This is a genomic window from Vicinamibacterales bacterium, from assembly GCA_036496585.1.
Lineage (GTDB): Bacteria > Acidobacteriota > Vicinamibacteria > Vicinamibacterales > 2-12-FULL-66-21 > JAICSD01.
The window spans coordinates 31,546-56,822 of sequence record DASXLB010000040.1; the positions used below are offsets into that span (position 1 = coordinate 31,546).

Annotated in this window: 31 protein-coding genes; 19 read left to right on the plus strand and 12 right to left on the minus strand. The window is 68.7% G+C overall.

What is annotated here, in order from left to right; translation table 11 throughout:
• The first annotated feature begins 156 nt into the window (after window positions 1–156).
• Window positions 157–408 (plus strand): hypothetical protein, encoded by a 252-nt coding sequence (locus VGI12_13145; GenBank protein HEY2433615.1) that lies wholly within the window; start codon window positions 157–159, stop codon window positions 406–408.
• Window positions 409–445: 37 nt separating this feature from the next.
• The gene (locus VGI12_13150) at window positions 446–667 is read left to right on the plus strand and encodes a hypothetical protein (protein ID HEY2433616.1); all 222 of its coding nucleotides are present in this window, start codon (window positions 446–448) and stop codon (window positions 665–667) included.
• A 2-nt stretch (window positions 668–669) separates the two neighbouring features.
• Here VGI12_13150 and VGI12_13155 read toward each other — a convergent pair whose 3' ends face one another.
• Window positions 670–834: a hypothetical protein gene (locus VGI12_13155; GenBank protein ID HEY2433617.1), complete on the minus strand. Its 165-nt coding sequence runs from the start codon at window positions 832–834 to the stop codon at window positions 670–672.
• 32 nt (window positions 835–866) lie between these two features.
• Here VGI12_13155 and VGI12_13160 point away from each other — a divergent pair, with 32 nt between their 5' ends.
• The 9 genes from VGI12_13160 (at window position 867) to VGI12_13200 (ending at window position 10,089) form a co-directional block, all read left to right on the plus strand.
• Window positions 867–1,376 carry a DnaJ domain-containing protein gene (locus VGI12_13160; protein ID HEY2433618.1) on the plus strand — a complete coding sequence of 170 codons (510 nt, stop codon included), beginning with the start codon at window positions 867–869 and terminating at the stop codon, window positions 1,374–1,376.
• Between the two features lie 6 nt (window positions 1,377–1,382).
• Window positions 1,383–1,784 carry a hypothetical protein gene (locus VGI12_13165; GenBank protein HEY2433619.1) on the plus strand — a complete coding sequence of 134 codons (402 nt, stop codon included), beginning with the start codon at window positions 1,383–1,385 and terminating at the stop codon, window positions 1,782–1,784.
• The gene (locus VGI12_13170) at window positions 1,784–2,125 is read left to right on the plus strand and encodes a hypothetical protein (protein HEY2433620.1); all 342 of its coding nucleotides are present in this window, start codon (window positions 1,784–1,786) and stop codon (window positions 2,123–2,125) included. Before VGI12_13165 ends, VGI12_13170 begins: the two co-directional genes overlap by 1 nt.
• A 28-nt stretch (window positions 2,126–2,153) precedes the next feature.
• On the plus strand, window positions 2,154–3,254 hold the full coding sequence (locus VGI12_13175) for an Mrp/NBP35 family ATP-binding protein (GenBank protein HEY2433621.1): 1,101 nt from the start codon (window positions 2,154–2,156) through the stop codon (window positions 3,252–3,254).
• Window positions 3,255–3,341: 87 nt separating this feature from the next.
• Window positions 3,342–5,168, plus strand: coding sequence for a gamma-glutamyltransferase family protein (locus tag VGI12_13180; protein HEY2433622.1), 1,827 nt, complete (start codon window positions 3,342–3,344; stop codon window positions 5,166–5,168).
• Between the two features lie 2 nt (window positions 5,169–5,170).
• The gene (locus VGI12_13185) at window positions 5,171–6,481 is read left to right on the plus strand and encodes a pitrilysin family protein (protein HEY2433623.1); all 1,311 of its coding nucleotides are present in this window, start codon (window positions 5,171–5,173) and stop codon (window positions 6,479–6,481) included.
• The gene (locus tag VGI12_13190; GenBank protein ID HEY2433624.1) at window positions 6,481–7,845 is read left to right on the plus strand and encodes a pitrilysin family protein; all 1,365 of its coding nucleotides are present in this window, start codon (window positions 6,481–6,483) and stop codon (window positions 7,843–7,845) included. Before VGI12_13185 ends, VGI12_13190 begins: the two co-directional genes overlap by 1 nt.
• A gap of 470 nt (window positions 7,846–8,315) precedes the next feature.
• Entirely contained in the window at window positions 8,316–8,525 is a 210-nt protein-coding gene (locus tag VGI12_13195) for a hypothetical protein (GenBank protein HEY2433625.1), read from the plus strand.
• A 73-nt stretch (window positions 8,526–8,598) separates the two neighbouring features.
• The gene (locus VGI12_13200) at window positions 8,599–10,089 is read left to right on the plus strand and encodes a hypothetical protein (protein HEY2433626.1); all 1,491 of its coding nucleotides are present in this window, start codon (window positions 8,599–8,601) and stop codon (window positions 10,087–10,089) included.
• Window positions 10,090–10,136: 47 nt separating this feature from the next.
• On the opposite strand, the gene VGI12_13205 is transcribed toward VGI12_13200, so the two are convergent.
• The 5 genes from VGI12_13205 to VGI12_13225 are packed head-to-tail and all read right to left on the minus strand — an operon-like array spanning window position 10,137 to window position 13,789.
• A complete protein-coding gene (locus VGI12_13205; protein HEY2433627.1) occupies window positions 10,137–11,150 on the minus strand; it encodes an alpha/beta hydrolase family protein in 1,014 nt (337 codons plus the stop codon).
• A gap of 3 nt (window positions 11,151–11,153) precedes the next feature.
• A complete protein-coding gene (locus tag VGI12_13210; protein ID HEY2433628.1) occupies window positions 11,154–11,588 on the minus strand; it encodes a rhodanese-like domain-containing protein in 435 nt (144 codons plus the stop codon).
• Entirely contained in the window at window positions 11,585–12,946 is a 1,362-nt protein-coding gene (locus tag VGI12_13215; GenBank protein HEY2433629.1) for an amidase, read from the minus strand. Before VGI12_13215 ends, VGI12_13210 begins: the two co-directional genes overlap by 4 nt.
• Entirely contained in the window at window positions 12,924–13,106 is a 183-nt protein-coding gene (locus VGI12_13220) for a hypothetical protein (GenBank protein ID HEY2433630.1), read from the minus strand. The genes VGI12_13215 and VGI12_13220 overlap by 23 nt, the downstream gene beginning before the upstream one ends.
• Complete coding sequence (locus VGI12_13225) at window positions 13,106–13,789, minus strand: hypothetical protein (GenBank protein HEY2433631.1); 684 nt, start codon at window positions 13,787–13,789, stop codon at window positions 13,106–13,108. The genes VGI12_13220 and VGI12_13225 overlap by 1 nt, the downstream gene beginning before the upstream one ends.
• A gap of 23 nt (window positions 13,790–13,812) precedes the next feature.
• Between VGI12_13225 and VGI12_13230 the strand changes: the two genes are divergently transcribed.
• Both VGI12_13230 and pyk read left to right on the plus strand, forming a co-directional pair.
• Complete coding sequence (locus VGI12_13230) at window positions 13,813–14,910, plus strand: zinc-binding dehydrogenase (protein ID HEY2433632.1); 1,098 nt, start codon at window positions 13,813–13,815, stop codon at window positions 14,908–14,910.
• A 5-nt stretch (window positions 14,911–14,915) separates the two neighbouring features.
• Window positions 14,916–16,319, plus strand: coding sequence for a pyruvate kinase (pyk, locus tag VGI12_13235; GenBank protein HEY2433633.1), 1,404 nt, complete (start codon window positions 14,916–14,918; stop codon window positions 16,317–16,319).
• Here the strand turns inward: pyk and VGI12_13240 are convergent.
• Together VGI12_13240 and VGI12_13245 are read right to left on the minus strand one after the other, a co-directional pair.
• The gene (locus VGI12_13240) at window positions 16,316–17,677 is read right to left on the minus strand and encodes an APC family permease (protein ID HEY2433634.1); all 1,362 of its coding nucleotides are present in this window, start codon (window positions 17,675–17,677) and stop codon (window positions 16,316–16,318) included. The two genes, pyk and VGI12_13240, sit on opposite strands and share 4 nt — an antisense overlap.
• A complete protein-coding gene (locus VGI12_13245; GenBank protein HEY2433635.1) occupies window positions 17,674–18,156 on the minus strand; it encodes an SRPBCC domain-containing protein in 483 nt (160 codons plus the stop codon). Before VGI12_13245 ends, VGI12_13240 begins: the two co-directional genes overlap by 4 nt.
• 47 nt (window positions 18,157–18,203) lie before the next feature.
• On the opposite strand from VGI12_13245, the gene VGI12_13250 reads away from it, so the two are divergent.
• On the plus strand, window positions 18,204–19,322 hold the full coding sequence (locus tag VGI12_13250) for a VIT1/CCC1 transporter family protein (GenBank protein ID HEY2433636.1): 1,119 nt from the start codon (window positions 18,204–18,206) through the stop codon (window positions 19,320–19,322).
• Between the two features lie 33 nt (window positions 19,323–19,355).
• Here the strand turns inward: VGI12_13250 and VGI12_13255 are convergent, their stop codons facing one another.
• Window positions 19,356–19,805, minus strand: coding sequence for a c-type cytochrome (locus VGI12_13255; GenBank protein HEY2433637.1), 450 nt, complete (start codon window positions 19,803–19,805; stop codon window positions 19,356–19,358).
• Window positions 19,806–19,830: 25 nt separating this feature from the next.
• Between VGI12_13255 and VGI12_13260 the strand changes: the two genes are divergently transcribed.
• Together VGI12_13260 and VGI12_13265 are read left to right on the plus strand one after the other, a co-directional pair.
• Window positions 19,831–20,694: a TIGR00730 family Rossman fold protein gene (locus VGI12_13260; GenBank protein HEY2433638.1), complete on the plus strand. Its 864-nt coding sequence runs from the start codon at window positions 19,831–19,833 to the stop codon at window positions 20,692–20,694.
• Between the two features lie 23 nt (window positions 20,695–20,717).
• Entirely contained in the window at window positions 20,718–21,203 is a 486-nt protein-coding gene (locus tag VGI12_13265) for a DinB family protein (GenBank protein ID HEY2433639.1), read from the plus strand.
• Here VGI12_13265 and VGI12_13270 read toward each other — a convergent pair.
• Together VGI12_13270 and VGI12_13275 are read right to left on the minus strand one after the other, a co-directional pair.
• On the minus strand, window positions 21,200–22,372 hold the full coding sequence (locus VGI12_13270) for a DUF1343 domain-containing protein (GenBank protein HEY2433640.1): 1,173 nt from the start codon (window positions 22,370–22,372) through the stop codon (window positions 21,200–21,202). The genes VGI12_13265 and VGI12_13270 overlap by 4 nt on opposite strands.
• Before the next feature lie 7 nt (window positions 22,373–22,379).
• On the minus strand, window positions 22,380–22,928 hold the full coding sequence (locus tag VGI12_13275; GenBank protein ID HEY2433641.1) for a hypothetical protein: 549 nt from the start codon (window positions 22,926–22,928) through the stop codon (window positions 22,380–22,382).
• 149 nt (window positions 22,929–23,077) lie between these two features.
• Between VGI12_13275 and VGI12_13280 the strand changes: the two genes are divergently transcribed.
• Together VGI12_13280 and VGI12_13285 are read left to right on the plus strand one after the other, a co-directional pair.
• The gene (locus tag VGI12_13280; GenBank protein HEY2433642.1) at window positions 23,078–23,836 is read left to right on the plus strand and encodes a ParA family protein; all 759 of its coding nucleotides are present in this window, start codon (window positions 23,078–23,080) and stop codon (window positions 23,834–23,836) included.
• 62 nt (window positions 23,837–23,898) lie between these two features.
• The gene (locus VGI12_13285) at window positions 23,899–24,354 is read left to right on the plus strand and encodes a hypothetical protein (GenBank protein HEY2433643.1); all 456 of its coding nucleotides are present in this window, start codon (window positions 23,899–23,901) and stop codon (window positions 24,352–24,354) included.
• 120 nt (window positions 24,355–24,474) lie between these two features.
• Here VGI12_13285 and VGI12_13290 read toward each other — a convergent pair whose 3' ends face one another.
• The gene (locus tag VGI12_13290; GenBank protein HEY2433644.1) at window positions 24,475–24,669 is read right to left on the minus strand and encodes a hypothetical protein; all 195 of its coding nucleotides are present in this window, start codon (window positions 24,667–24,669) and stop codon (window positions 24,475–24,477) included.
• Window positions 24,670–24,961: 292 nt separating this feature from the next.
• On the opposite strand from VGI12_13290, the gene VGI12_13295 reads away from it, so the two are divergent.
• Window positions 24,962–25,277 (plus strand): hypothetical protein (locus VGI12_13295; protein ID HEY2433645.1); only part of this gene is annotated, 316 nt, incomplete at its 3' end.

Consider the following 25,277-nt stretch of genomic DNA (forward strand, 5'->3'; position numbering starts at 1 on the left):
GGGCGAGCCAAATCGTTATCTTTCTGTAACTTCGCTGCAGAAGGGAACCGGAGACACCGATACGCTGTCTAAGCCAATAACTGGTCCCGAGATTGCAGAGAGGGCCGCCAGACGTCAGCCGCACCGGGCGGTTTCGACGATCGGAGGTATAGGGTTATGGCACTCACAGCGGCGTCCATGAGCTCCATCAGCTCCGTCAGGCCGACAGGCACGATTTTCGAGCTCGAAGCGCTCGAAGGGCTGCCGTGTGGCTGCGTGGCTGCCGCCTACCGTGCCCGGCCGTGGGACGTTGCCGTCGTGTCGCTCGAGGCCAAGGGGCCGCACTGCATTCTCGCCGGCCACAACTCGGGTCAGATCCTCCGTCTCGGCGACCCGTCCGAGTTCGACGAAGACGACGACGAGGAATAGATTGCGTTCCGCCTGAGCGAGCAAATACAATTTCAAAATGCCGTTGACCTGCCCGAGTTGCGGGAACGCCCGGAACTTTCTGATCAAGACCCTGCAGATGCACGTCGTCCATCTGGACGATTCACGCGTCGAAGTGAACGACGAAGGGCGTCCCGCCGTAATCGAGGTGCTCTGCGACGAGTGCGAAAGTGCGCTCAAGTTCGAGGACTTCGACGATGCGATCCGCAAGGAAATGCTGTTGACCCTCGGCGCCCGCTAGCCTCATTTCCCGCTTTCGGCCTCTTCCCAGTAATCGCACTCGGGACAGACCCACTCGCCAATGGTGCGGGTCGAGACCTGTCCTGTACCGGGGATGGCGTCCGTACGCTCGCTGACCCGGAGGCGCATCGTCTCGCCGCAGAGCGGACATTCCTTGATGTCGGCCATGTCGGAGCATGGTAACGTCCTTTTGAGCGCGTATGCGCGACTACTACGACGTCCTCGGCGTCTCGCCCGACGCCGGGGCCGATGAGATCAAGCGGGCGCACCGGCAGCTGACTCGCCGATATCATCCCGACATCTCGGGCGACGACACCTGCGTACAGCTGACGGGGATGCTGGCCGACGAAGTCCATCTCGACTTCCCCTCGGTGCTGTCGGTCCTCGACCGGATGCAGCGTGACTTCTTCGGCGCGCCGGGGCGTGCCGCCCGCCCGCCCGACATCGTCGTCACCCCGCGCGAGGCGTTCTGGGGCGCGATGGTGGCGTTGTCGATGGCGGTGACGCGCACCTGCGAGAGCTGCGGCGGGCGCGGGGAAGTGTGGGACGCGTGGTGCGTCGACTGCGGCGGCCGCGGCGATCTGCCGGGTCGTCAGTCCGTCCGCGTCCGCATTCCCGCCGGCGTGCGCGACGGCGCGCAGATTCGCTTCCGGCTGAGCGCCGCCGGGATCCGCGACACCATCGTCGACGCAAGCATCCGCATTCGATAGCCGGGTATGAAGCCGCACGTCAACCTGCTCGGCCTGCTCCAACTCGCGTGGGGCGGCATGGGGTTGCTGCTGGCGCTCTCGCTGCTGCTGCTGGCGGTCGGCGCGGCCGCGATCGCGCACGGCGCGCGCACCGACGTCTTCACCGCCACCTTCACCGCGCTGCTGTTCGTGCTGTTCGCCGCGGCCCTGGCGCTCGGCGGCTGGGCCAACACCTGGGTCGGCAGCGGCTTGCGCCGCTACCGCCCGGCGGCGCGCACCGGCGCCCTGGCGATCTCCGTCGTCAACCTGTTCGTCCTGCCGTTCGGCACCGCCCTGGCGATCTACACTTACTGGGTGCTGCTCCACAACGATGTACGGGCGCTCTTCGCCGGCAGCGACGCGGAGGGCACGGGGCGCCGCGCCGGCTGATGTCGCCGCAGCACACCGAGAAGACGTCGACCGGTCTCGAAGCGAATCTGGCGGCGGCGCTGACCTACCTGGTGGGGTTTGTCACCGGCATCATCTTCCTGGTGGTCGAGAAGGAAAACCGCTTCGTGCGCTTTCACGCCCTGCAGTCGATCCTCGTCTTCGCGGCGCTGGTCGCCATCGACATCCTCGTGCAGATCGTGCCGATTCTGGGAGCGCTCGTGTTCGTCGTGGTCATCCTGCCCGCGTCGGCGATTCTCTGGCTGCTGCTGATGTTCAAGGCGTACCAGGGCGAGGAGTTCAGGCTGCCGGTGGTGGGAAAGATCGCCGCCGAGCGAATCTAGCGCGTTTTGGAAATCAGGGAATGTGGACATGTGGAAATCTGCGTCGCAGGTGACTGAGGCGGCGGTGCTCGAGGCGCTGCGCGGCGTGCGCGATCCGCTCGTCGAGCGCGACATCGTCGCCGCGAAATACGTCAAAGAGGTGCAGATCGACGGCGGCCGCGTGTCGCTGGCGATCGAGCAGGCGGTGTTCGGCGCGTCGACGCGCACGCAGGTCGGCCAGGACGCCGGCGCCGTGGTGGCGAAGCTGCCCGGTGTCGCGAAGGTCGACGTCACCATGACGGCGCGGGTGCGGCCCGCGGTGGTCGGCGATCTGTCGAAGCAGCCGGTCGCCGGCGTCAAGAACGTGGTGGCCGTGGGCGCCGGCAAGGGCGGCGTGGGGAAGACGACCGTCTCGGTGAACCTCGCGATCGCGCTCAGTCAGGCGGGGGCGCGCGTCGCGATGATCGACGGCGACATCTACGGTCCCAACGTGCCGATCATGCTCGGCATCCAGACCGAGCTCGGCACGGACGGACGCCGCATCGTGCCCGCGACGCAGTACGGCATCCAGCTCGTGTCGATGGCTTTCCTGACCAAGGACGACACGCCGGTGATCTGGCGCGGTCCGATGCTGCACGGGGTCGTGCAGCAGTTCTTCCGCGAAGTGGCCTGGGACGAGGTGGATTACCTCATCGTCGACCTGCCTCCCGGGACCGGCGACGTGGCGCTCAGCCTCAGCCAGTCGATCCCGGTCGCCGGCGCGGTGCTGGTGACCACGCCGCAGACGGTCTCGGTCGCCGATACGCGCCGCGCCGTGAAGATGTACGAAAAGCTGAACGTGCCGCCGATGGGGCTCATCGAGAACATGAGCCATTTCGTGTGCCCGACCTGTCATACCGAGAGCGACATCTTCGGCAAGGGGGGCGGCGAGGCGCTGGCGGCCGAGACGCGCGTGCCGTTTCTGGGCCGGATCCCGATCTACGAGCCGATCCGCGTCGGCGGCGATACCGGCGTGCCGATCGTGATCGGAGAGCCGGACTCGGGCGCGGCTCAGTCCTTCCGGCAGGTGGCGGAGAGGCTCGCGTCGCAGCTGGCCATCCTCGCCCTCAAACCGCAATCGAAAGCGATTCCGCTGACGCAGGTGCGGTAGACCCGCATCCGCGTCGTCGATTCACTCGAGCGTCGACCCGGGTCAAAGGTACGGGCCCGCCGCGATCCGTAATAGGATGCGCAGTGAATGGCTCCCCGCCACCGCTCGCGCATTGTCGCGGCCATCGTGCTCGCGGGCGCGACGCTGTCGGCGCAGGGTGCAGGGTCGATTCGCGGCGAGGTCCACGCGCGGCATGGCATCGTGGCGGCCGGCCGCAGCTTCACCGCCGACGCGGGCGCGCGGGTGATGACGGCGGGCGGCAACGCGGTCGACGCCGGCGTGGCCTCGATCTTCGCCGCGGCCGTCACCGAGATCTCGCATTTCGGCCTGGGCGGCGAGGCCCCGATCATCATCTATTCGGCGCGTGACCAGCGCGTCGTCGTCATCAACGGTCAGGGACCCGCGCCGCGCGCCGCCGATCCGCGGCTGTTCGCCGGCAAGAATGCCATCCCGGGCAACGGACCACTCGGCGCGACGCTGCCGGCCGCCGTCGACTCGGCGTCGATCGCGCTGGCCCGTTATGGAACGAGATCGCTCTCCGAGGTCCTGCAGCCGGCGATCGCGCTTGCCGACGGCTTCCCGATGTACGAGTTCCTGCATCACTACTTCGAGACGGAGCGCCGCAATTGCGAGCCGTACGCCTGGACGATGGAGACCTACTATCCGGGCGGGAGGCTCACAGCGGTCGGCGAGGTGTTCCGTCAGCCGAACCTGGCGGCGACGCTGCGGTTGCTGGCGGCTGCCGAGCAGGCGGCGCTTGCGCGCGGTGCGACGCGCGAGCAGGCCATCCAGGCCGGACGCGACGCTTTCTACAAGGGACCGATCGCGCACGAGATGGTGGCGGCGGTTCGCGAGGCCGGCGGCGTGATGACCGAAGACGACCTGGGGTCGTACGCGGGCAGAGTCGAGGAGCCCGCATCGGCCCCCTACCGCGGCTACACGGTCTACAAGGCCGGTTTCTGGAACCAGGGACCGTCGCTGCTGGAAGCGCTCCGCATTCTCGAGGGCTTCGACCTGCACGCGATGGGGGCGGGATCGGCCGACGCGCTGCACACGACCGTCGAGGCGATCAAGCTCGCCTACGCGGATCGGGATCGCTACTACGGCGATCCCGACTTCGTGAGGGTGCCCGGCGACGTCTTGCTGTCGGCGCCGTATGCCGTGGCGCGGCGCGCGCTCATCGATCCGAAGCGCGCCAGCCTCGAACAGCGACCCGGCGATCCGTTCCACGCGAGCGCGTCGATGCCAGGCGATCGGCATCTGCCGGCCGCCGATTCGCGCGCTGCCGGCGGCGTCGCGGTTCCGGCAGGGGATCCACCCGAACATGGCGACACGACGTCGCTGCAGGTCGTCGACGCCGCCGGCAACCTGTTCTCCGCGACTCCAAGTTCCGGCTGGATTCTCGGCGGCGCCTTCATCGCTGGCCGGACCGGCGTGCCGATGAGCAACCGGATGCAGGCGTTCCATCTCGACCCGTCGAGCCCGAACGTACTCGCCGGGGGCAAACGGCCGCGCACGACGCTGACACCGACCGTGGTCCTCAAGGACGGCAAGCCGTTTCTCGCCATCGGCACGCCGGGCGGCGACAGTCAGGATCAACAGATTCTGCTCGTGCTGCTGAACATCATCGACTTCGGCATGGACGTGCAGGCGGCCATCGAGGCGCCGCGCGTCAACTCGCTCCACCCGGTCAGCTCGTTCGACGATCACCGGACGCAGCCAGGGGTGCTCGAGGTGGAGACGAGCCTGCCGCGCGCCGTCCTCGACGAGCTGAGGGCGCGCGGGCACGTGCTGCTGGCCCGTCCGCCGAATGGGATCTCGACCGGTGTCGTCGCCGCCGGCATCGACCCGGCGAGCGGGCAGCTCCGGGGCGGTGCTGACCTTCGCCGCGAGCGCGCCATCGTCGCCTGGTAGCGATGGACATCTCTTTCAGCAAGCACACGCTCGCCAACGGACTCGACGTGCTCGTCCACGAGGACCATGCCGTTCCGATCGTGGCGGTCAATCTCTGGTATCACGTCGGCTCGAAGAACGAGACGCCCGGACGGACCGGATTCGCGCACCTGTTCGAGCACCTGATGTTCGAGGGCTCGCAGCACTACGATCGCGGCTACTTTCATCCGCTGCAGGAGGCGGGGGCGGCGCTGAACGGATCGACAAACGCCGATCGGACCAACTACTGGGAAGTGGTGCCGACCAACGCGCTCGATCTGGCGTTGTGGATGGAGTCGGACCGGATGGGCTATCTACTGCCGGCGCTCACCGACGCCAAGTTCGAGAACCAGCGTGAGGTCGTCCTCAACGAGCGGCGGCAGAACTACGAGAACCGCCCCTACGGCCTGGCCGGCATGGCGATCGTGGCGGCGCTCTATCCGCCGGACCATCCGTATCACTGGTTGACCATTGGCGCGGCCGACGACATCCGCGCCGCCCACATCGACGACGTGCGGGCCTTCTTCGAGCGTTACTACCACCCGCGCAACGCCTCGCTGGCGCTGGCCGGCGACATCGATCCCGAGCACGGCCTCGCGCTGGCCGCGCAGTACTTCGACGAGATCGCGGGCGGCATCAGGCCCGAGCGCGTGCAGCTGGCCGAGCCTGCGCCGCGCGCCGACGACCTGCGGCTGGTGCTCGAGGATCGCGTCGAGCTGCCGCGGCTCTACATGGCGTGGCACTCGCAGGCGCTGTTCGCCGCGGGCGACGCCGAGCTCGATCTGCTCGCGGAGGTCCTGGCGAGCGGCAAGACGTCGCGCCTGTATCGGGCGCTCGTCTACGACCAGCGGATCGCCACGGAGGTGGCGGCTTCGCAGAACTCGCGCGAGGGCGGCAGCTTCTTCCAGATCGTCGCGACCGCGGCGCCAGGGCGAACGCTGGCGGAAGTCGAGCGCGCGATCGCCAGGGAGATCGCCGACGTCAGCGACCGCGGGCCGACCGAACAGGAGGTCGATCGGTGCCTCGCGCAGGCGGAGGCGCATTTTCTCTTCCGCCTGCAGACGGTCGGCGGGTTCGGCGGCAAATCGGATCAGCTGAACGCCTACAACACGTTCCTTGGTGACCCGGGGTACTTCGCCAAGGATCTCGATCGATACCGCTCAGCGACGCCGCAGGCGCTGCAGCGGGCGGCCGCTGCCGTGCTGCGGCCGGCCGGGCGCGTCATCCTCAGCCTGGTGCCGCGCGGCCGTGTCGCGCTGGCGCTTCCCGAGTCCGAGCCGGTGGCGGTCTCGTAATGTCCGTCGATCGCAGCCGCCTGCCGGCGCTCGGCGCGGACCCACGATTCCGCTTTCCTGAGATCCAGCGCACCGTTCTGGACAACGGTCTGCGAGTCTGGACCGTCTCGCACAACCAGGTGCCGCTCGTGGCGCTCCTGGTGCTCGTGCCGGTCGGCGCCTCGTCGGATCCGCCGGATCGCCCGGGGCTGGCGGCGATCACCGGCGACATGCTCGACGAGGGCGCGGGCGACCGTTCCGCGCTCGACGTGCACGAGGCGCTCGGACGCATCGGCGCTCAGCTGGATCTCGAGGTCGGTCATGACGCCACCGTGATGTCGTTGACGACGCTCGAACGGCATCTCGGCCAAGGACTGGAGCTGCTGCGCGACATGCTGGCGGCGCCACGCTTCGAGCAGCGTGAATTCGATCGCGTCCGCGATCTGCGGCTCAACCGGCTGTTGCAGCTCAAGGACATGCCGCCGGCGCTGGCCGACCGCGCGTTCATGCAGCTGATCTACCGCAACCATCCGTACGGCCATCTGCCGATCGGGTCCGAAGGCGCGCTCCGCTCCCTGATGATCCGCGACATCGTCGCGTTCCACCGCCGTGCGTTCGTGCCGTCGCGGACGACGGTGATCGCGGTGGGGGATGCGACGCACGCGGCGATGATCGACGCGGTGCGCCGCGCATTCGACGGCTGGCAGGCGCAGCCGGACGGGCCGGTGGCCGATCCCGACGCGTTTGCCAACCCGCCGGTGCCCGCCGCGAAGCTGGCGCTGGTGCACCGCGCCGGCGCGGCGCAGTCGGAGCTGCGCATCGGGCACGTCGCCCTGCCGCGCAAGACGCCCGACTATCACGCCGCGCTCGTCGCCAACATGATCCTCGGCGGCCAGTTCGTCAGCCGGATCAACATGAACCTGCGGGAGGAGAAGGGCTATACCTACGGGGCGCGAACGGCGTTCGAGTTCCGTCGCGCGCCCGGGCCGTTCGTACTGCACGCCAGCGTCCAGTCAGAGGCCACCGCCGACGCGCTGCGCGAGGCGCTCGGCGAGATCCGCGCCATCCGCGGCGATCGACCGATCACCCGTGAAGAGCTCCACCTCGGCCGCGCATCGCTGACGCGGGGATATCCGCGGAGCTTCGAAACCGCCGATCAGATCGCCCGCGGTGCCGCGCAGCTCACGCTCTACGGCCTGCCCGACGACTACTTCAGCACGTTCATTCCAAAGGTGATGGCGCTCGACGAAGATGACGCCACCGCCGCGGCGTTCAAGCACATCGATCCCGCACGCCTGCTCGCGGTCGTCGTCGGAGACCGAGAGAAGCTGCTGCCGTCGCTCAAGGCGCTCGAGCTCGGCGAGGTGGTCGAAATCGCAGTGTAGCGGGCGGCGGCAGAAAAAGGTGCCAAAGGTGCCAAAGGGGCCAAAGGGGCCAAGGGTGCTAAGGGTGCTGGTGCTAGGGTGCTAAGGGTGAGGGTATTCAGCCCTCAGCCGCGCATCAGATATCCTGAGCTTGGCGCTGGCAGCTGCTCCTCTCGGCACGCTTGCCACTCTTCCACACCTTGGTACCCCTTCGCACCTCGCACCCTTCGCACGCTTGGCACCTTTCGCACGCTTCGGCACCTTTCGCACCCTGCACCCTTCGCACCCTGCACCCTTCGCACCCTTGGCACCCTTCGCACCAGCACCCTTAGCACCTTGCAGCCTTCGCGCCCTTGGCACCATTCGCACCAGCACCCTTAGCACCTTTGGCCCCTTTAGCACCCTTGGCACCCTTGCGAGGAACCGTTCAGCGAGCGTGACCGTCCAACTAGCGAACGGCCGGAGCGGGTTGTACACTGGGCCGTTCGCCTATGCCCTCCCGGTTCAGCCTCAGCCTCGTGGGTGTGGTCGGCGTGCTCGTTGCCGTCATCGCCACGGCTGCACTGTGGCTCGCCGTTTCCGATCCCGTCACCACCGCGACCGCCGTCGATGCTGCCGCGCAGGGCGACGTGTCGCCGATCATGAAAGCACTGGCGGGCGCGCTCTTCGACGCACTGCAAGGCATCATCAAGTACCTCTGACCCCGGACACGAAGCTGGCCAACGACGTCGCGCGCACGCCAGAACGCCGCTTCAATGTCGAACCGGCGCGTCAATGACCGAGATTCCGCCGGCGCGACGCATCCTGGGCAGTCTGCCGCGCGACTTCAGGGGCGTCTTGACGATCTGGCTGATCGGCGCCTGGACGCTGCTCATGTCGCGCGCGCCGGCGGATCCGGATCTCTGGGGGCACCTTCGGTTCGGCCGCGACCTGCTGGCAGCCGGACGCCTGACCACCGTCGATCCGTATTCGTTCACCAGCGACCGTCCGTGGATCAACCACGAGTGGTTGTCGGAAGCGTTGATGGCGGCGGCGTTCAACGGCGCCGGCGCGGCGGGGCTCAACCTGCTGCGCTTCGCCGTAATCGGCCTGGTGCTCCTGCTCGTGTGGCGCACATCGCGCAGCGTCGCGCCTCGCTATCGATCCATCCTGGTGGCGCTCGCCGCGGTCGGGATTACGCTTCGTGCGCTGCCGGTCCGCCCCCAGCTGTTCTCGCTCCTCTGCTTCGCCCTGATGCTCGCGGTGCTCGTGCGGACCGAATCCGAAGGCCACCGCCGTTCGCTCCTCTGGCTGCCGCCGATCTTTGCCTTCTGGGTGAACGTGCACGGCGGATGGATCGTCGGTCTGGGCACGCTGGCCCTCTGGACCGTCTTCTCCCTCGGTCGCCGGGCGCGCGCACCCTGGGCTCTCCCGGCGGCCGCGACAGCGTCCGCACTGGCGACGCTGATCAATCCGTACGGCGTGCACATGTGGACCTTCATCTATTCAACGGTCGGCTTTGACCGGCCGATGATCGGCGACTGGATGCCGATCTACGCGCTGCCGCCGGGCTTCTGGCTCGGATGGCTGGTCGGCGCCGGACTCTGTGTTGCGGGGTGGCGTTGTCGCGCGCGCATCCCGAGCCGCCATCTCGCCATCGCCGCCATTCTGGGCCTGGCGGCGATCCGGGTGAGCCGCATCGACGCGTTCTTCTGCCTCGCGGCGGTGTTCCTGCTGGCGCCCGTGTTCCCGACGCGCGGCACTACAGTTGCGCCGGCCGCGAGCGCGCCGCGCGCCATGGCGGTTGTCGGTGCGCTGTCGGCTGTCGCGGTCGCGATCGCGACCGTGATGCGGCTGCCGCACATCGAGATTCGGCCACAGCTGATGCCCGAAGCCGCCGCGGTTGACTACGTTGTGCAGCAGCGCCTCGTCGGACGCTTCCTGACGTGGTTCGACTGGGGAGAATTCGCGATCTGGCATCTTGCCGATCAGCACGTGCGCGTGTCGATGGACGGACGGCGCGAAACCGTCTACTCCGATCGCGTCGTCAGCGACCATCTGCGCTTTTATGCCGCGACCATCGATCCGGGCGCCTACGCGCGCGGGATCGCCGCCGACTACGCGTGGCTGCCGCGCGACGTGCCGGCAGTGCGGCACCTCATCGACAGCGGCTGGACGCCGGCCTTCAGCGGACCGATCTCGGTGATCTTGCGCGCGCCCGGGCGTGCGCCGACGCCGCCGATGGTGGTCTCGAGGAGCGGGCCGCGCGACTTTCCGGGCCCGTGATCGATCCGGTGCCAACGAAGCTGTCGATCCGTGGCAGGGACCGCCGTCTACGCGAGCGCGCGGTCGAGGAAACGGCACAGCGCAAAGCCGTCCAGGTACTTGAACGGGGTGACGCCGGTACTGTAGTGGCCGCACGGCAGTATCTTCAGGTCGTGTGCGATGCCGTGGTTGCGGAACTCGTTCACCAGCATCCGTGAGAGATTGACCGGGAAGGTCAAGTCGTACCGCGCATAGACGAGCAGCAGCCTCCGGCCGCGGACCTGCTCGATGTACGGCAGTGGGCTGATCGGCAGCCACATGCGCCGCAGCTCATCGAGCGTCACGTTCCCCTCGAGCGTCTCGCGCACGTGCCGGGTCGACAATCCCTCCCAGACGACGTCGGCGAAATAGGGAGAGATGTGATTGAGTGCCGCGGCTGTTATGAGCGGCTCGTGCGCGGTGGTGAGCATCGCCAGACACGAGCCGAGGCTGGTGCCCAGGATGCCGACCGCGCCGTGGCCCTGCCGCTCCAGCCAGGCGATCGCCTGGCGCGCGTCTTTCACCGCCTGCCGGCACACCTGCGCGGTGCGACCGATGTTCGAGCTGACGATGTAGTCGGCGCGGGTGAGCTCGGGCGGCATCCGGCGGTCGTGATAGGGGAGGCTCAAGCGCAGCGCGGAGATGCCGAAGCGGTTCAGCAGCCGGCAGAGTCCGACGTGTCCGTTCGCGTCCGAGTTCCACTGCGGCAGCACGAGTACGGCGCGGCGCCGGCCCTTTTCGCCGCCCGCTGGAAAGTAGCGGGCGTGGACTGTGTTGTTTTCCAGATGCGGCGAGCGGACGGCGCTCGTGAAGGTCAGCGTACCGTCGTGAAGCTGGTAGTCGGCCGCCGGCTCGACGTGATAAAACGCCTCGCTGCGCGCCACGGTCGCTTCCCCCCACGCCTGCAGCGCCGCGCGCGGATCGCCGTCCGGGACCGCTTCATCCGCCAGCCAGTCGACGCCCCATTCGAACGGCCGCGCGACGCGATCGGTCGAGACCGCCGCGAGCTTCCGCTCCCAATGGTGGAAGACGCGCGCGATCACGAATCAGCGGTCTCCGGCAGCTTTCTCCCGCAGCGCGCCGTAGGTGCGGGAGGGATCGCTCTCGGTCTCCACGGGCAGCCCCTCCTGCGTCCACCCCGCCTCACCGGTCTGCGGCGACCCGTGGAAGCCGCCGAGGACGTTGGCGAGGTCGCGATAGCCGGCACTCGCCAGCAGTTCGCAGGCGTGCTGGGATCGGACGCCGCTGCGGCAGCCGAGCAGCAGCGGCGCGTCGGGAGAAAAGCTCGCGTGGACGACCGGCAGGAAATCGGGATTGGGCTGCATCAGCCCGGTTGCCGGATCCAGGTGCAGGAGCGGCACGTTGAACGCGCCGGTGGGATGGCCCTGCTCGAATTCCGGAACCGAACGGACGTCGAGATACACGGCGCCGCCGGCCTGCCGTGCGTGCGCCTGGTGAACCGTGACGTGCTTGATCGTCATGTTGTCTCCTGCCCGGCGAGATCGCGCTCCACGGCTGCCGCCACGGCGAGCAGCCGTTCGGTCCCGCCGCGATGGCCGACGAGCTGCAGTCCGCGGGGGAGCCCGTCGGCACCGCGTCCGCACGGCAGGGCGATCGCCGGATGTCCGGTGATGTTGAAGAGCTGTGTCAGTCGCAGCATCATCGCCCGCATCGGTTCTGCGGCGCCGTCGACGTCGACGGTCGTGACTCCGAACGGCGGCGCGGCGATCGGCAGCGAAGGCAGCATCAGCGCGTCGACGCCTTCGAGCGCCCGATCGACCGCGCGACGCAGCACCGTCCTCGCCCGCATGGCGCGGACGTAGTCTTCGGCGGCGATGTAGCGTCCCATCTCGAGCCGCAGCCGCACACCGGGGGAATACTTGTCGGCGTACCGATCGAGCAGCGTCGCGTGATACCACGACGCTTCCGGCAGTACGATATGCAGGTAGACCTCGGCCGTGTGCTCGGCGTGCTGGATGGCGACATCCGAGATCGAGTGGCCGGCGCGCTCGAGCGACGTTCGTGCATCGGCGAACAGCCGCCGCACGTCGGGGTCGAGCTTGTCGAAGAAATACGGGACCGGAACGCCGAGCCACAGCGGCGCGGCGGCGGCCACCGGCACGCGATCGGCGCGCGCGTCGCCGTCGAGCATGGCGAAGTAGGTGAGCGCGGCATCGGCCACGGTCCGCGTCATCGGACCCACGTGATCCAGCGTGGTGCTCAGCGGAACGATGTCTTCGATCGAGAGGTCGGCGACGTCCGGCTTGAGACCGACGATCCCGCAGGCGGCCGACGGGATGCGGATCGACCCACCGGTGTCGGTCCCGACCGCGGCGTAGCACATGCCTTCGACGATGCTGACGGCGGCGCCGCCGCTCGAGCCGCCAGCCGACCGGGCGCGATCGTGCGGATTGCGGACGACGCCGAAGGCGGTTTCGTCGCTGGTCGTGCCGAACGCGAACTCGTGCAGGTTGGTCTTGCCGACGACAATCGCCCCGGCGCGGCGGAGATTGGCGGCGACGGGCGCGTCGTGATCCGGACGCCGCGGCGGCACGGCCGAGCCCGACGTCGTCGGCGTGCCGGCGAGATCGACCAGATCCTTCAGCGAGACGGGGATGCCGTGGAGCGCGCCGCGATAGCGGCCCTTCTGGATCTCCGCTTCGGCCCGCGCGGCGTCGGCGAGTGCCTGATCGCGGGTCACCGTGATGAACGCGTGCAGCTCACCATCGGCGGTCGCGATGCGGTCGAGGCAGGCCTGCGTCAGTGCGACAGGGGAGAGGGTGCCCTGTTCGACGAGCGCCGCGGCGTCGCGCAGGCTACGGGGTGTGATCTCGGTCATCGTCAGGGTCGGCCGCGGCGCCGCTCAAGGTCGGGTCCGCCTCGCGCAGGGCCTCGGTCGAGCGCGCGAGCCCCTCGAGCAGCGGCCTCAGCTCCGCGAGTCCGCGACGCTCGGCGTCGGCGCACGCACTGGCCAGCCAGCGTTCGACGTCGCCGCGCATCAGAACGTCAGCGTGCCGCGCACGCAGACCGGCATCATGTGCACGCTGTGGGCCAGCGGGATGTCGAAGTGGTTGACGACGTACTTGACCGAGACGTCGACGCCGAACGGACCGAACATGATCCCCCCGCCTCCCTCGCCGAAGTAGCGGCTGCCGCTGCGCTGATCGGTTTCGGCGTGGCCGACCCCGCCGATGACGAAGGCGTGCGCGCCGACGCCCCAGCCCGGCGAGCGATCGCTCATCTCGATCCCGGCGCCGATGTCGGTCGCTCGCCCGCCGGTCAGTTCGTAGGTGGGCGCCGGCGCCGGCCCGTCGAAGGCCAGCAGGATGTCGGGGATCGATTCGATGCTGCCGCGGATCGCCAGCGTCGCACCCTCGCTCGAGCCGAAGGGATAGATCGTGGCGCCGATACCGGTCGCGCGCTTGTCGTACTTGAGCACCGACACCGTCGTCTGGCCGTCACGAGTCTGGTACTGATACGGCTGCAGATGCACCTCGGTCACCGGTTTTCCGAGCAGATCCTGCAGGGGGTGGCGATCGAACGAGTACGGCTGCACGAACTGGCGCTCGAGCGTGAGGCTGATGAAGTGTTTGCGCGCCTTCTTTGCCGCGTAGGCTGGCGCCTGCGCCGGCGCGGCGAGTGTTCCGGCGGCCCACAGCGCCGCCAGGGTTTGAATCAGCACTCCATCAAGGATAACGTAAACGGGTGTCGGACATTCTCGCGGCCGTGATGACCGCGCCGCGCGCGCCGATCGAACTGCGCGCGTTCCCTCGGCCCGATCTGCCGCCCGGCGGCGCGCTGCTCAGAACCGAGCGCTCCGAGGTCTGCGGCACCGACGTCCACCTCTGGCACGGACGGCTGTCGGGCGTGCCGTATCCGATTATTCCCGGCCACGTGTCGGCCGGCGTGATCGAAGCCGCACGCGGTCCCCTGACCGGCATCGACGGCGCTTCGATCCGCGAAGGCGATCGCGCGGTGTTCTTCGACGTCCACCGCACCTGCGGCCGCTGCCGCGCCTGCACCGTGCACCGGACGCCGACGCGTTGCAGCGCGCGCCGCGTCTACGGCATCACCGATTCGGCGGACGAGGGGCTCTACGGCGGCTGGGCGCAGGCCGTCTACCTCGAGCCTGGCGTCGCGATCGCGCGGCTGCCGCCGCAGGTCTCCGTCGACGACTACATCGGCGGCGGCTGCGGCCTGTTGACCGCCGTGCACATCGTCGAGCGGGCGGAGATCCGCCTGGGCGACGCGGTCGTCGTCCAGGGCACCGGCGCCGTCGGGTTGTGCGCGATTGCGCTCGCCAGGCTGGCCGGGGCATCCCCGATCATCGCGCTCGGCGCTCCCGACGATCGCCTCGCGCTGGCCCGCCGCATGGGCGCCGCGCTGGCCATCGACATTCGGACGACCGCGCCAGCCGACCGGCTCGAGGCGGTGCTGGCCGCGACTCACGGCGAGGGGGCCGACGTGGCGATCGAGGCGGCCGGCGCGGCGAGCGCGATCGGTGAAGGCCTCGATGTCGTGCGGGTCGGCGGGCGCTACGTCATCGCCGGCCACTACACCGACGTCGGCGACGCCGCCGTCAACGCGCACCGCCAGATCAATCGCAAGCACCTCGAGATCCGCGGCTGCTGGGGCAGCGAGCCCCGGCACTTCCTGCGCGCGCTCTCCGTGCTCGCCGAGCACCCGGAGGTGCCGTTCGGCGCGATCGGCGCGAAAACCTACGGGCTGGGCGCGCTGAACGAGGCACTCTCCGACGCGGAGGCGATGATCATTCCCAAGGCGCTCGTCGATCCGTTCGCATGAGTCGCATGCGCCACACCAAGATCGTTGCCACGATCGGCCCCGCCAGCGCCGCGCCGGCCGTCGTCGAGCGCCTGATCGCCTCGGGAGTCGACGTCTTCCGGTTGAACTTCTCGCACGGCACCCACGAGTCCCACCGGGCCGCGTTCGTCGTCATCCGCGAAGCCGCGCGGCGGGCCGGCCGGCACATCGCCGTGATGCAGGACCTGAGCGGGCCGAAGATCCGCACCACGACGCTGCCGGGCGGCACGCCGCTGACCCTGAAGCCCGGCGACCAGTTGCGACTTGCCGCCGGGGACGGTCCGGGCGCCGCCGGGAGGATCTTCACGCCCTACACCCCGCTCGTCGAGTCGGCGAAGGCGGGCGACCGCCTGCTGCTCGACGATGGCAAGATCGAGCTGCGAGTGACGGCGCGCGAGGCGGGGGAACTGGTGACGGAAGTCGTCAACGGCGGCCTCCTCGGCGAGCACAAGGGAATCAACGCGCCCGGCGTGGCGCTGCCGGTACAGGCGATCACCGCGAAGGACGAGGCCGATCTGCGATTCGGCCTCGAGCTTGGCGTCGATCTCGTCGCCCTCAGCTTCGTGCAGACCGCAGAGGACTGCTTCATGGCGCGGCGCCTCGCGGGCGAGACGCCGCTCGTCGCCAAGATCGAGCGTCCGCAGGCGCTCGATCATCTCGACGGCATCCTCGCCGCCGTCGACGCCGTCATGGTGGCGCGCGGCGACCTCGGGCTCGAGTGTCCGCTCGAGCAGGTGCCGCGCATTCAGAAGACGATCGTCGCTCGGGCCCGGGCGCTCGGCCGACCGGTGATCGTCGCCACGCAGGTGCTCGAGTCGATGCGGACCGAGCCGCGTCCGACGCGCGCCGAGGTCAGCGACGCGGCGACCGCCGTCGACCAGGGCGCCGATGCGATCATGCTCTCGGGTGAGACGGCTTCCGGGCAGTATCCGATCGCGGCCGTCGACGCGCTGCGGTCGATCATCCGCGACGCGGAGACCGTCGCCACCACTCCCGTGGTCTTCAGCGGCGAACCGGACGGGTTCGAAGCGTTGCGGACCGTACACGGCCGCGCCATGTGCGAAGCGGCGGTCACTCTGGCGACCTCGGGTCAGGCGGAAGCGATTGTCGCGGTCACGCGGTACGGCAAGACCGCGCAGCTGCTGTCGTCGCTGCGGCCGCGCGCCGGCATTCTCGCGGTGACGCCGTCTGAGAGCGTGGCGCGGCGCCTGAAGCTCTGTTGGGGTGTCCGTCCGGTGGTGTCGGAGCTCGTGGACCTGCGCGCGCTCGAAGAGCCGATCCGCGCCGCGATGGATCTCTCGCCGCGCGCCGTGGTCGTGTTCATCAACATCAGCCCCGATCTGAGTCGAGCCGACGCCAACTTCGTCAACGTGCAGGAGCTGGCCGGCTAGCGTCTGGCCCGGCGGCGGCTCCACGCGTAGAAACCGGCGCCGACTCCCAGCACCACGATCGCCTGGCCGACGAGATTCACCTCGAACGCGATTTTGTTCGCGCCCGGCGGCGGCACGAACGTGAGCGCCAGCGAGATGGCCGTCGCGGCGAATCCCATCCACGGCACGGCCGTGGGCGTGTCGGGCAGCAGGCGTGTCTGCGCGGCGAAGAGATACAGGTACGGCACGAAGTAGATCAGGATGGTCAGGTTCACCAGGATGTCGTAGGCGTCCTGGATCGACGTGGAACGTCCGGCGACGGTGACGAAGACGCTCGCCAGGAAGATGACCGAGGAGGCCGCGGCCTGCACGACCAGCGCGACGTGCGGCGTGCGATAGCGCGGGTGCAGCCTGGCGAACGCGGCGGGCATGGCCGCATCCACGCCGGCGGCAAACGGCACCCGCGCCGCGCCCGCCGTCCACGAAGCGGTTCCGGCGAGCGCATTCAGGACGAGCAGCGCGCCGGTCAGCGCGCCGAGTCCGCCGAGGCCGACGCGGCCCGTCACCAGCTGCACCGCATCGGTGATGCCGCTCAGCTCTTTCAGCGAACCGACCGGAATCGCGAACAGCACCGAGACGGAGCCGGCGATGTAGACGATCGTGACGATGATCCCGGAGATGAAGACGCCGCGAGGGATGATGGTCTCGGGGTTCTCGATCTCCTGGCCGATCAGCGACGAAATCTCGAAACCCGAAAAGGCGAAGCACATCGCCGACCAGAGGCCGATCGTGTCGAGCAGGGCGCCGCGCGGCACCAGATTCGCCGGCGTGAACGCGGTCGCCGGTCCGAAGCGCGCCAGCGCCAGGCCGCCGCATCCGAGCAGCAGGCCGACCGGGATCCAGACGCCGAGGCTGCCGGCGTTCTGCAGCCACTTGCTCTCGCGCAGGCCCAGCACGTTGAGCCCGGCGGCGAGCCAGATGCCGCCGAGCACGAAGAGCACCGAGAACCATCGTGAGGTGCCGACCGCCTGCCAGCCTGGTCCGCCGATCGCCGCCAGGTTCGCGGCGCCGAACAGCAGCAGCGACGGAAAGTAGAACAGGTTGTTGACCCACAGGCACCAGCCGCAGATGAACCCGTGCGAGGGTCCGAAGGCGCGGCGCACCCAGACATAGACCCCTCCCTGCTCGGGATAGCGCGCCGACAGGCGCGACACGGCGAGGGCGAGCGGCACGAAGAACGCCACCCACGCGAGCACCCAGAGCGTGACCGACGGCGCTCCAGTGCGCGCGCCGCGCGCGATCCAGCGCAGCCCCACGACCGCGACGACGTTCATCAGAACGACGTCGCGGAGGCGCATCGCCTTGATGAAGGTCGTCACTGGCGCTGCTCCACGTAGTCTTTCAGCGCCGACAGCGACGACTTCCAGCCGCCCGCAATCACCGTGTAGTAACGGCGCCAGCGGGGCGTGTCCTCGAAGCCGGTCTGCTTGACCTGCAGCCGGCAGACCGGTCCCGACATGCGGCAGGTCACCTCGAGCGCCATCGGGCCGATCGGATCCCCGTCGGGCGGCAGCCACCACGCGTCGGCGATGAAGAGTTCCTGGCCGGACCGGTACTCCATCACCTTGCCGCAGAACACCCCGCCGAGGCGGCCGAGCAGATCGTCGGCGTCGGCGGTCGGCGGCCACTCGACCGCATAGACGCCCATGGTTCGCGGCGTCGTGACCGACCGCGCGGCCTGCCACCACGTCTCGAGCGCGTGCGGATCGAAGAACGCCGCCAGGACGCGCGTCGGAGCGGCGTTGATCAGGAGCGCGTGCTCGAACTCGGGTGGATGCGGATCGCCGGCGCTCGACATGCCCGCCTGATGCTATCGCATACACTGAGGGCGGGACGGCTGAGCGCATGGAAGACGGCAAGGTGAGCGCCGACGAATCGTGGGACGAGCATTACGCCGACGAGCGGGACGCGGCGTGGCTGTACCGCGAGCTGGCGGGTCTCGATCGCGACGCGCATCGGGCGGACCTGTTCGAACGGCTGGCGGTCGTCGAGGACCGGCACACCGCGAAGTGGGAAGAGCTTTTTCGCGACGCCGGCCGGCCGTTGCCCTCCTACGCCGTGTCGAGAAGGACGCGCGCCCTGGCGGGCGTTGCCAGGCTGTTCGGCCCCTCGACTGTGCTGCCGCTGATCCTGGCGGAGGAAGGGCGCGAGGTGCAGGCGTACCTGGGGCTCGCCCGTCAGGCGTCGCACACGACCATGCACAAAGCCGCCGTCGACATCGCCGCCGAGTCGGCGGTGCACGCGCGCGAACTGTCGGAGGTGATGGGGCGCGAAGGGGAGCCGTGGCACGTCGGCGGCGCCGGCGGCCTTCTCCGCAGCCTCGTTTACGGGTTCAACGACGGGCTGACGGCGAACTTCGGGCTGGTCGCTGGAGTCATCGGCGCCAGCCTGCAGCCGCACGCCGTCGTCGTTACCGGTGTGGCGGGCGCGATCGCCGACGCGTTGTCGATGGGTTCGAGCGGGTATCTCGCGGCGAAGAGCGAAGCGGAAGTGCAGGCGCACCAGATCGAGATGGAGCGGCAGGAGCTGCGCCTGATGCCGGAGCTCGAGGAAGAAGAGCTCGCGCTCATCTACGAAGCCAAGGGACTGCCGCGCGATCGAGCTCGGGAGACCGCGCACGCGATGATGCAGGACCCGGCCCGCGCGCTCGAAGCCCAGGTGCGCGAGGAACTGAACATCCACCCGGCCGAGCTCGCGCCGCTCAAGGATGGCCTGGTGACCGGTCTGGCGACGGTGGTCGGCGCGTTCATCCCGATCTTTCCGTTTCTCGTGATGACAACTCGGCCGGCCGTCGTGACTTCGCTCGCGATCAGCATGACCGCCCATTTCGGCATCGGCGCCGCGCGCAGCCTGTTCACCGGCCGCGGGATCTGGGTGAGCGGCCGGGACATGTTCCTGGTGGGATTCGGCGTCGCGGCCGTGGGCTATCTAATCGGGGACTGGCTGCCGAGGATCCTCGGATAGGGCCGTCTCAGCCATCGCCCCAGGCAGACGCGACTAGCTTTTCTGCCGGAGCGTCTGGACGTAGCTGACGATCTGCCAGAGCTGCTCTTTCGTCAGGTCGTCCTTGACAGCCGGCATCTTCGGCTTCGTGCGGCCGTTCCACGCTTTGTAGAACACGACCCCATCGGGGTTGCGCGCCGCACGGCGCGCCACGGTCAGATCCATGTCCTGCTCGTTGTCCGGATCGCCGTCGGGGCCGTCCCCCTTGCCCCCGGGGCCGTGGCAACGTTCGCAATGCTTCTTGAATAGCGCCTTGCCGGTTTCGGCGGCCTTGGGATCGTTTGCGAACGGGTTCTTTTCGTCGGCGGCAGTGTCGGGGAGTGTCCACCCGCCGCTGCGCTGTCCCTGGGCTTGCGCCTGCGGCCGCGCGGTATGGGCGCTCGCCGCAATGGTCGCGGCGCACCAGATGCCCGCGGCGGCGAAAAGGGCCCGGCGAATATACATATCTCTAAATGATACAGTTTTTCGCGTGACCCACGAACAGGCGCTCGCCTACATGGACCCGGCGTTTCTCGACAGCGACGAAGCGCGGCCGATCCGCATTCTGGCGGAATACCTCGAGCCGCTCCGCCGTCTCAAGGAGCAGAACATTCAGGACACCGTGGTGTTCTTCGGCTCGGCGCGCGTCCATAGCCGCCAGCAGGCGCAGAGCGCGCTCGACCGGTTGCGGCGACGCCGCCTCAAGCGCACTCGCGACTATGCGACGGAGCTGAAGCGGAGCCGCAAGGCGGTCGAATGGTCGCGATTCTACGAGGACGCGCGCGCAGTGGCCCATCAGTTGTCGAAGTGGAGCCTGACCCTCGAGTCGCCGCGCCACCGGTTCGTCGTCTGCTCCGGAGGAGGTCCTGGCATCATGGAGGCGGCCAACCGCGGCGCCTACGAGGCCGGTGGCAAGAGCGTCGGGTTCAACATCCGTCTGCCGTTCGAGCAGGGCGCCAACCGCTACATCACGGAGGGCCTGCACTTCGAGTTCCATTACTTCTTCATGCGCAAGTTCTGGTTCGCCTACCTGGCGAAGGCGCTCGTCATCTTTCCGGGCGGCTTTGGCACGCTCGATGAAATGTTCGAAATCCTGACGCTGGCGCAGACGAAGAAGCTGTCGAAGCAGCTTGGCGTGTTCATGTATGGCCGCGAGTACTGGGAAGAGGTGCTGAGCCTTGCGCCGCTCGCCGAATGGGGGGCGATCAATCCGGCCGACCTCAATCTGCTGAAGTGGGTGAACTCGCCGGACGAGGCGTTCGAGCAGCTCCGCGCGCACCTGGTGTCGCATCACCTGGTTCCCGAAACCGCGCAGGAGAACCGCGCGCCCGGTATCGCGAAAACACGGGGGTGACGCCATCGACCCGCGAGGGTCGCATGGCGCGCGAGGGTGACATGGAGAAGGACGAACGGGACCTGCTGATCGCGCAGTACCAGGACGGCTACCGGGTCGTCTCGGAGGCGCTGCTGAAGATCGTCCCGGAGGAGCTCGACCGATCGCCGGGTCCGGGCAAATGGACGACCCGCCAGATCGTGCACCATCTGGCCGACAGCGAGATGACTGCGGCGGTGCGCTTCCGTCTGCTGGTGGCTGAGGATCGGCCGGCGATCAAGGGATACGACCAGGACGTGTTCGCGAACCGCCTCCACTACGAGCGGCCGCACGAGGCGTCACTGGAGTTGTTTCGCGCCGCGCGCGCGTCGACGGTGGAGCTGATGGGCTGCCTCGACGAGCGCGACTGGTTGCGTGAGGGCACGCACTCGGAGACGGGACGGTTCGGCCTCGACACGTGGCTGCGCATCTATGCGCGGCACGCGCACACGCACGCGGACCAGATTCGACAGGCGCGGGGGAAGAGCTAGTACAGCAGCCAGCGCGACCGCAGCTCGCGGAACGCATCTTCCTCGCGTGGCCAGTCGCGCATGATTGCCGCGGGCGTGTCCCCGGCCTCGACGCCATGGCGCAGCCGGTCCGACCCGTAGAGGATGTCGATCGGGGGGCGGGTCGCCTCGTATTCGTAGGGCGGGTCGCGCCAGATCGGCGTCGAGGCGGCTTCGATCCGGAATTCCGAGATCATTTCCACGCCGGTCCGGTAGGGACGAAACGTCCGGCGATCCGTGACATGCACCTGCGCGCCGCCGCACGACGTCTGCGCGTGCTTGTGAAACGTCGGCTCGAACGAGATCGGGCGGAAATGGACGCCGGGTAGATCCCGGGCGTTCATCGCCTCGGCGAAGCGCTCGCCGTCGATCCATGGCGCGCCGATCAGTTCGAATGGCCTCGTCGTGCCGCGCCCTTCGGAGACGAGCGTGCCCTCGAACAGGACCGCGCCCGGATACACGATCGCGGTGTCGAGCGTCGGGATGTTCGGAGAGGGCAGCACCCACGGCAACCCGGTCTCGTCGAAATACATGCTGCGGCGCCAGCCCTCCATGGGGACGACGTCGAGCCGGGCGTTCAACCCGAAGTGCTCGTTGAAGAAACGCGCCGCTTCCCCGATGGTGAGGCCGTGGCGCATCGGCAGCGGGAACTGGCCGACGAAGGAGGCGAAGGCCGGGTCGAGTCGCGCTCCTTCGACGGTTTCGCCGTCGATCGGGTTGGGACGGTCACAGACCACGACGTGGAGGCCGTGGGCGCGCGCCGCACGCAGGCAGTTGGCGAGCGTGTAGATATACGTGTAGATTCGCGTGCCGACGTCCTGCAGATCGACGACCAGCACGTCGACATCGGCGAGCATCGCCTTCGTCGGCTCGCGCGTCTCGCTGTACAGCGAGTACACCGGCAGGCGACGCCGCGCGTGGCGCGCGTGCGGCGTCTCGATCATGTTCTCCTGCAGATCGGAGTGAAACCCGTGCTGCGGTCCGAAGAGGGTGGTCAGCGTCCAGTCGCCGGCGTCGAACAGCCGCGCGGCGGCGTGGACCAGCCGGCTGTCGATCGAGGCGGGGTTGCTCACCAGGCCGAGGCGCTTGCCCTCGATCAGGCGGCGATCGGGACCGGCGAGGAGCCGCTCGAGGCCGGTTCGGACAGGCATCCTCGAATTATAGGCGGACGCGCGCGGCGCGCATCAGGTGGCGCGCGATGGCGGCGCCGCACAGCGCGTCCGGGAACGAGTTGCACCGAAAGCGGAACCCGTCATCGGCGCCGGCGCCGACGAAGATCAGATCCCGCCCCGCCCGGATCACCTGGCGCGTCGCGTGCCACGGCAGCGCCGGCGGCCGGCCGGCGCCAGCGAACGCGGCCCGTCCCGCCGTCAAGATCAACCGTCCCGTCGGCTGCGCCGGATCGTCCGGCATGGCGACCGGCGCGCTGAAATGACAGCGCTCGCCGGCGGCGACGCGGTGGGCCGTTTCGATGTGCGGCAGGACGTCGCGCGCCAGCTCCCGCTCGAGCGCAAGCACCTGGTGAAGCGCCTGGAGCATCTCGTCTTCCATCTCGAGGTCGTCGCCGGCTGCGCGGCGGGCGGTCAGCGCCGCGTCAAGACGTGAAGACGCACTCTCGTCGAGTCCGTCGACGGCGTGTTCCCATGCCCGCTGCCATTCATCGTGACCGTTGCCGCGCCGCCGGCGCAGAAAACCGAACCATCTCATGACCGTCGTGTCGTCTCTCCAGACTCAGCGGTGTCAGCCGAGTCCATTATCTGGTCGCCACCAACAGCGCGCGCCGGACGCGGACGATGGCGCCACCGTTGCATGCCGCCACCGATTCGGCTCCGATTCTGGAACCACTGAACCTTATCTTGGTAATCGCAGTTCTCAACAGCAAGGGCGGGGTTGGCAAGACGACGACCGCCGTCTGTCTCGCGGCGGCGCTGGCGGCTCCGCGGCGCCGCATCCTCCTCGTCGATCTTGACAGTCAGGCCGGCGTGTCGCGCTGGTGTGGCGTCACGCCCGACCACCTGCGGCCGTCGGCCGCCTCCGTGCTGCTCGAAAAATATCCCATTCTGAAGGCGGTCCGCCGTACGTCGGTCCCGCAGCTCGATCTGTTGACTGGCTCGCTCGAGCTGGCCAACATCGACGTGACGTTCGCCGACCAGCGGGGGCGTGAACGGATGCTGGCGCGGGCGCTCGACCGGCTCCGCACTCACTACGAGCTCATCGTCCTCGACGGCGCGCCGGGACTGTCGCTGCTCGCGGTCAACGCCGTGGTTGCGGCGGATGCGCTCATCGTGCCGGTGATGCCGGAGCCCGCCGTGGTCGAGTGCCTCGAGGGATTCTTCGCATCGATCGATCGCGTCCGGACACGCATGCAGACCCGCAGTGTTCTGCTCGGCATCCTGCTGAGCGGCGTCGATCCGCGCAGGCCGCTCCACCGCGAAACCGCGGACGTGGTACGGTCGGCCCACCGCGACACCGTCTTTCACACCGAGATCCGCTGGACGGCCGCACTCGCGCAGGCGCCCGACGCGCACCGTCCACCGTCGCCTTCCGACGTCTTCCGGCGTCTCGGTGGCGAAGTGCTGCATCGCCTCGCTACCGCGCGCCACGACCGGAGCTAGCGACCTTTTTCGCGACGGAGAAATGCTCGAACTTTCGCCCAATAACTGTCGAGCTTGAAGCTGTGCCGCTCTTCGTGTTGAATACCGGCCGACTCAGCCGGCGGTGGCTGAAAGGGATCGAAGGACGTCTTCAATTGGCGGGCGGACGGAGTGACCCAATGGCGCGAAGCCGAAAAGGCAAGGCAGGCAAGAGCAGGCAGGACATCTTCTCGCCCACGCGTCCGGGCGAGAAGACGCAAGAGGGGAGGCGCCCGGGACGGCCGCCGGTGCACGACGAAGCCTGGACGAAGGTCACCGTCGTCCTCTTCAACCGCCAGATCGTCTTCCTTGACCGGCTCGCCGCGAACATCCGCGCTCAGAGCGGCGCCGCGATCAGCCGTGCCCAGCTGATTCGCGCGCTGCTCGACGCTACCACCGACGCCGACGTCGATCTCACCGCGGCGACCTCCGAGTCTGATCTGAAGGCCACGCTGCTTGCCCGGCTGGGCCGGTACCGGATGGTGTCCAACGACGGGTAGGCCGTGGGCGCGGTCGGCTGAGCGGATCGCGAGTCAGCGACGCGAACGAGCCACGCGATCGCGCGAGCGGCGGGCGAGAGCACGTGTCGGGAATTCGAGAGGCCCGACGCGCGGATGAGACTAGGACCCCCCGGCGCGCCGCTTGGCGCGCAGAGTCAGCGAAGGGAATTGCACGATCTTCGCCTGCCGCTTCGGGCGGGCGACCAGCCAGGTGCGCGAGCACGCGTCGCACCCGTACTCATGGAGCTCGTTGACCGGCAGTCGGGCGCGGATGCGCGGCGACCGGCAGAACGGACAGAGCGTCGGCCCGGGCATACGACAGTCTTGGCGAGAGGAGGCCCGTAACGCAAGCAGAACGTCGCGGGCCTCAGCTTTCCGGGCCAGGTCGCGGCCGGCCGCCCGCGTTGGCACCTCAGCAATAACGACAGGCAGATTCTGCCGGCCGTCTCATCGGACGATCCGCAAGTTGTTTGGCGGCATCAGCCCGGCCGCACCCTGCGTCAGCGTGATCGAGACGCCGGCGATGACAATCGTGGCCGAGCGAGGGCTTGTCAGGGTGTTGGCCGACAACGAGTAATTCGCCGTTCCCGAGCCGGTGGAGGCGCCGTTGACAGTCAACCACAACGTCGAGCCGCCCGAACTCCAGCTGCAACCCGCCGTCGTCGTCACTGAGATCGTTCCGCTCGCGGCCGTTGACGGGGCCGTGACCGAGCCTGGCGACACCGTGAAGGTGCAGGCGGCGGCTTCGGTCACGGTGAAGGTGGCGCCGCCGGCGGTGATCGTCCCGGTCCGCGCCGAAGAGTTGGGGTTCGCGGCCGCGCTGAATACGACCGTCCCGTTGCCGGTGCCGCTCCCGGCGGCCGTGATCGTCAACCAGCTGGCGTTGCTGGTCGCCGTCCACGCGCAACCGGCGCCGGCCACCA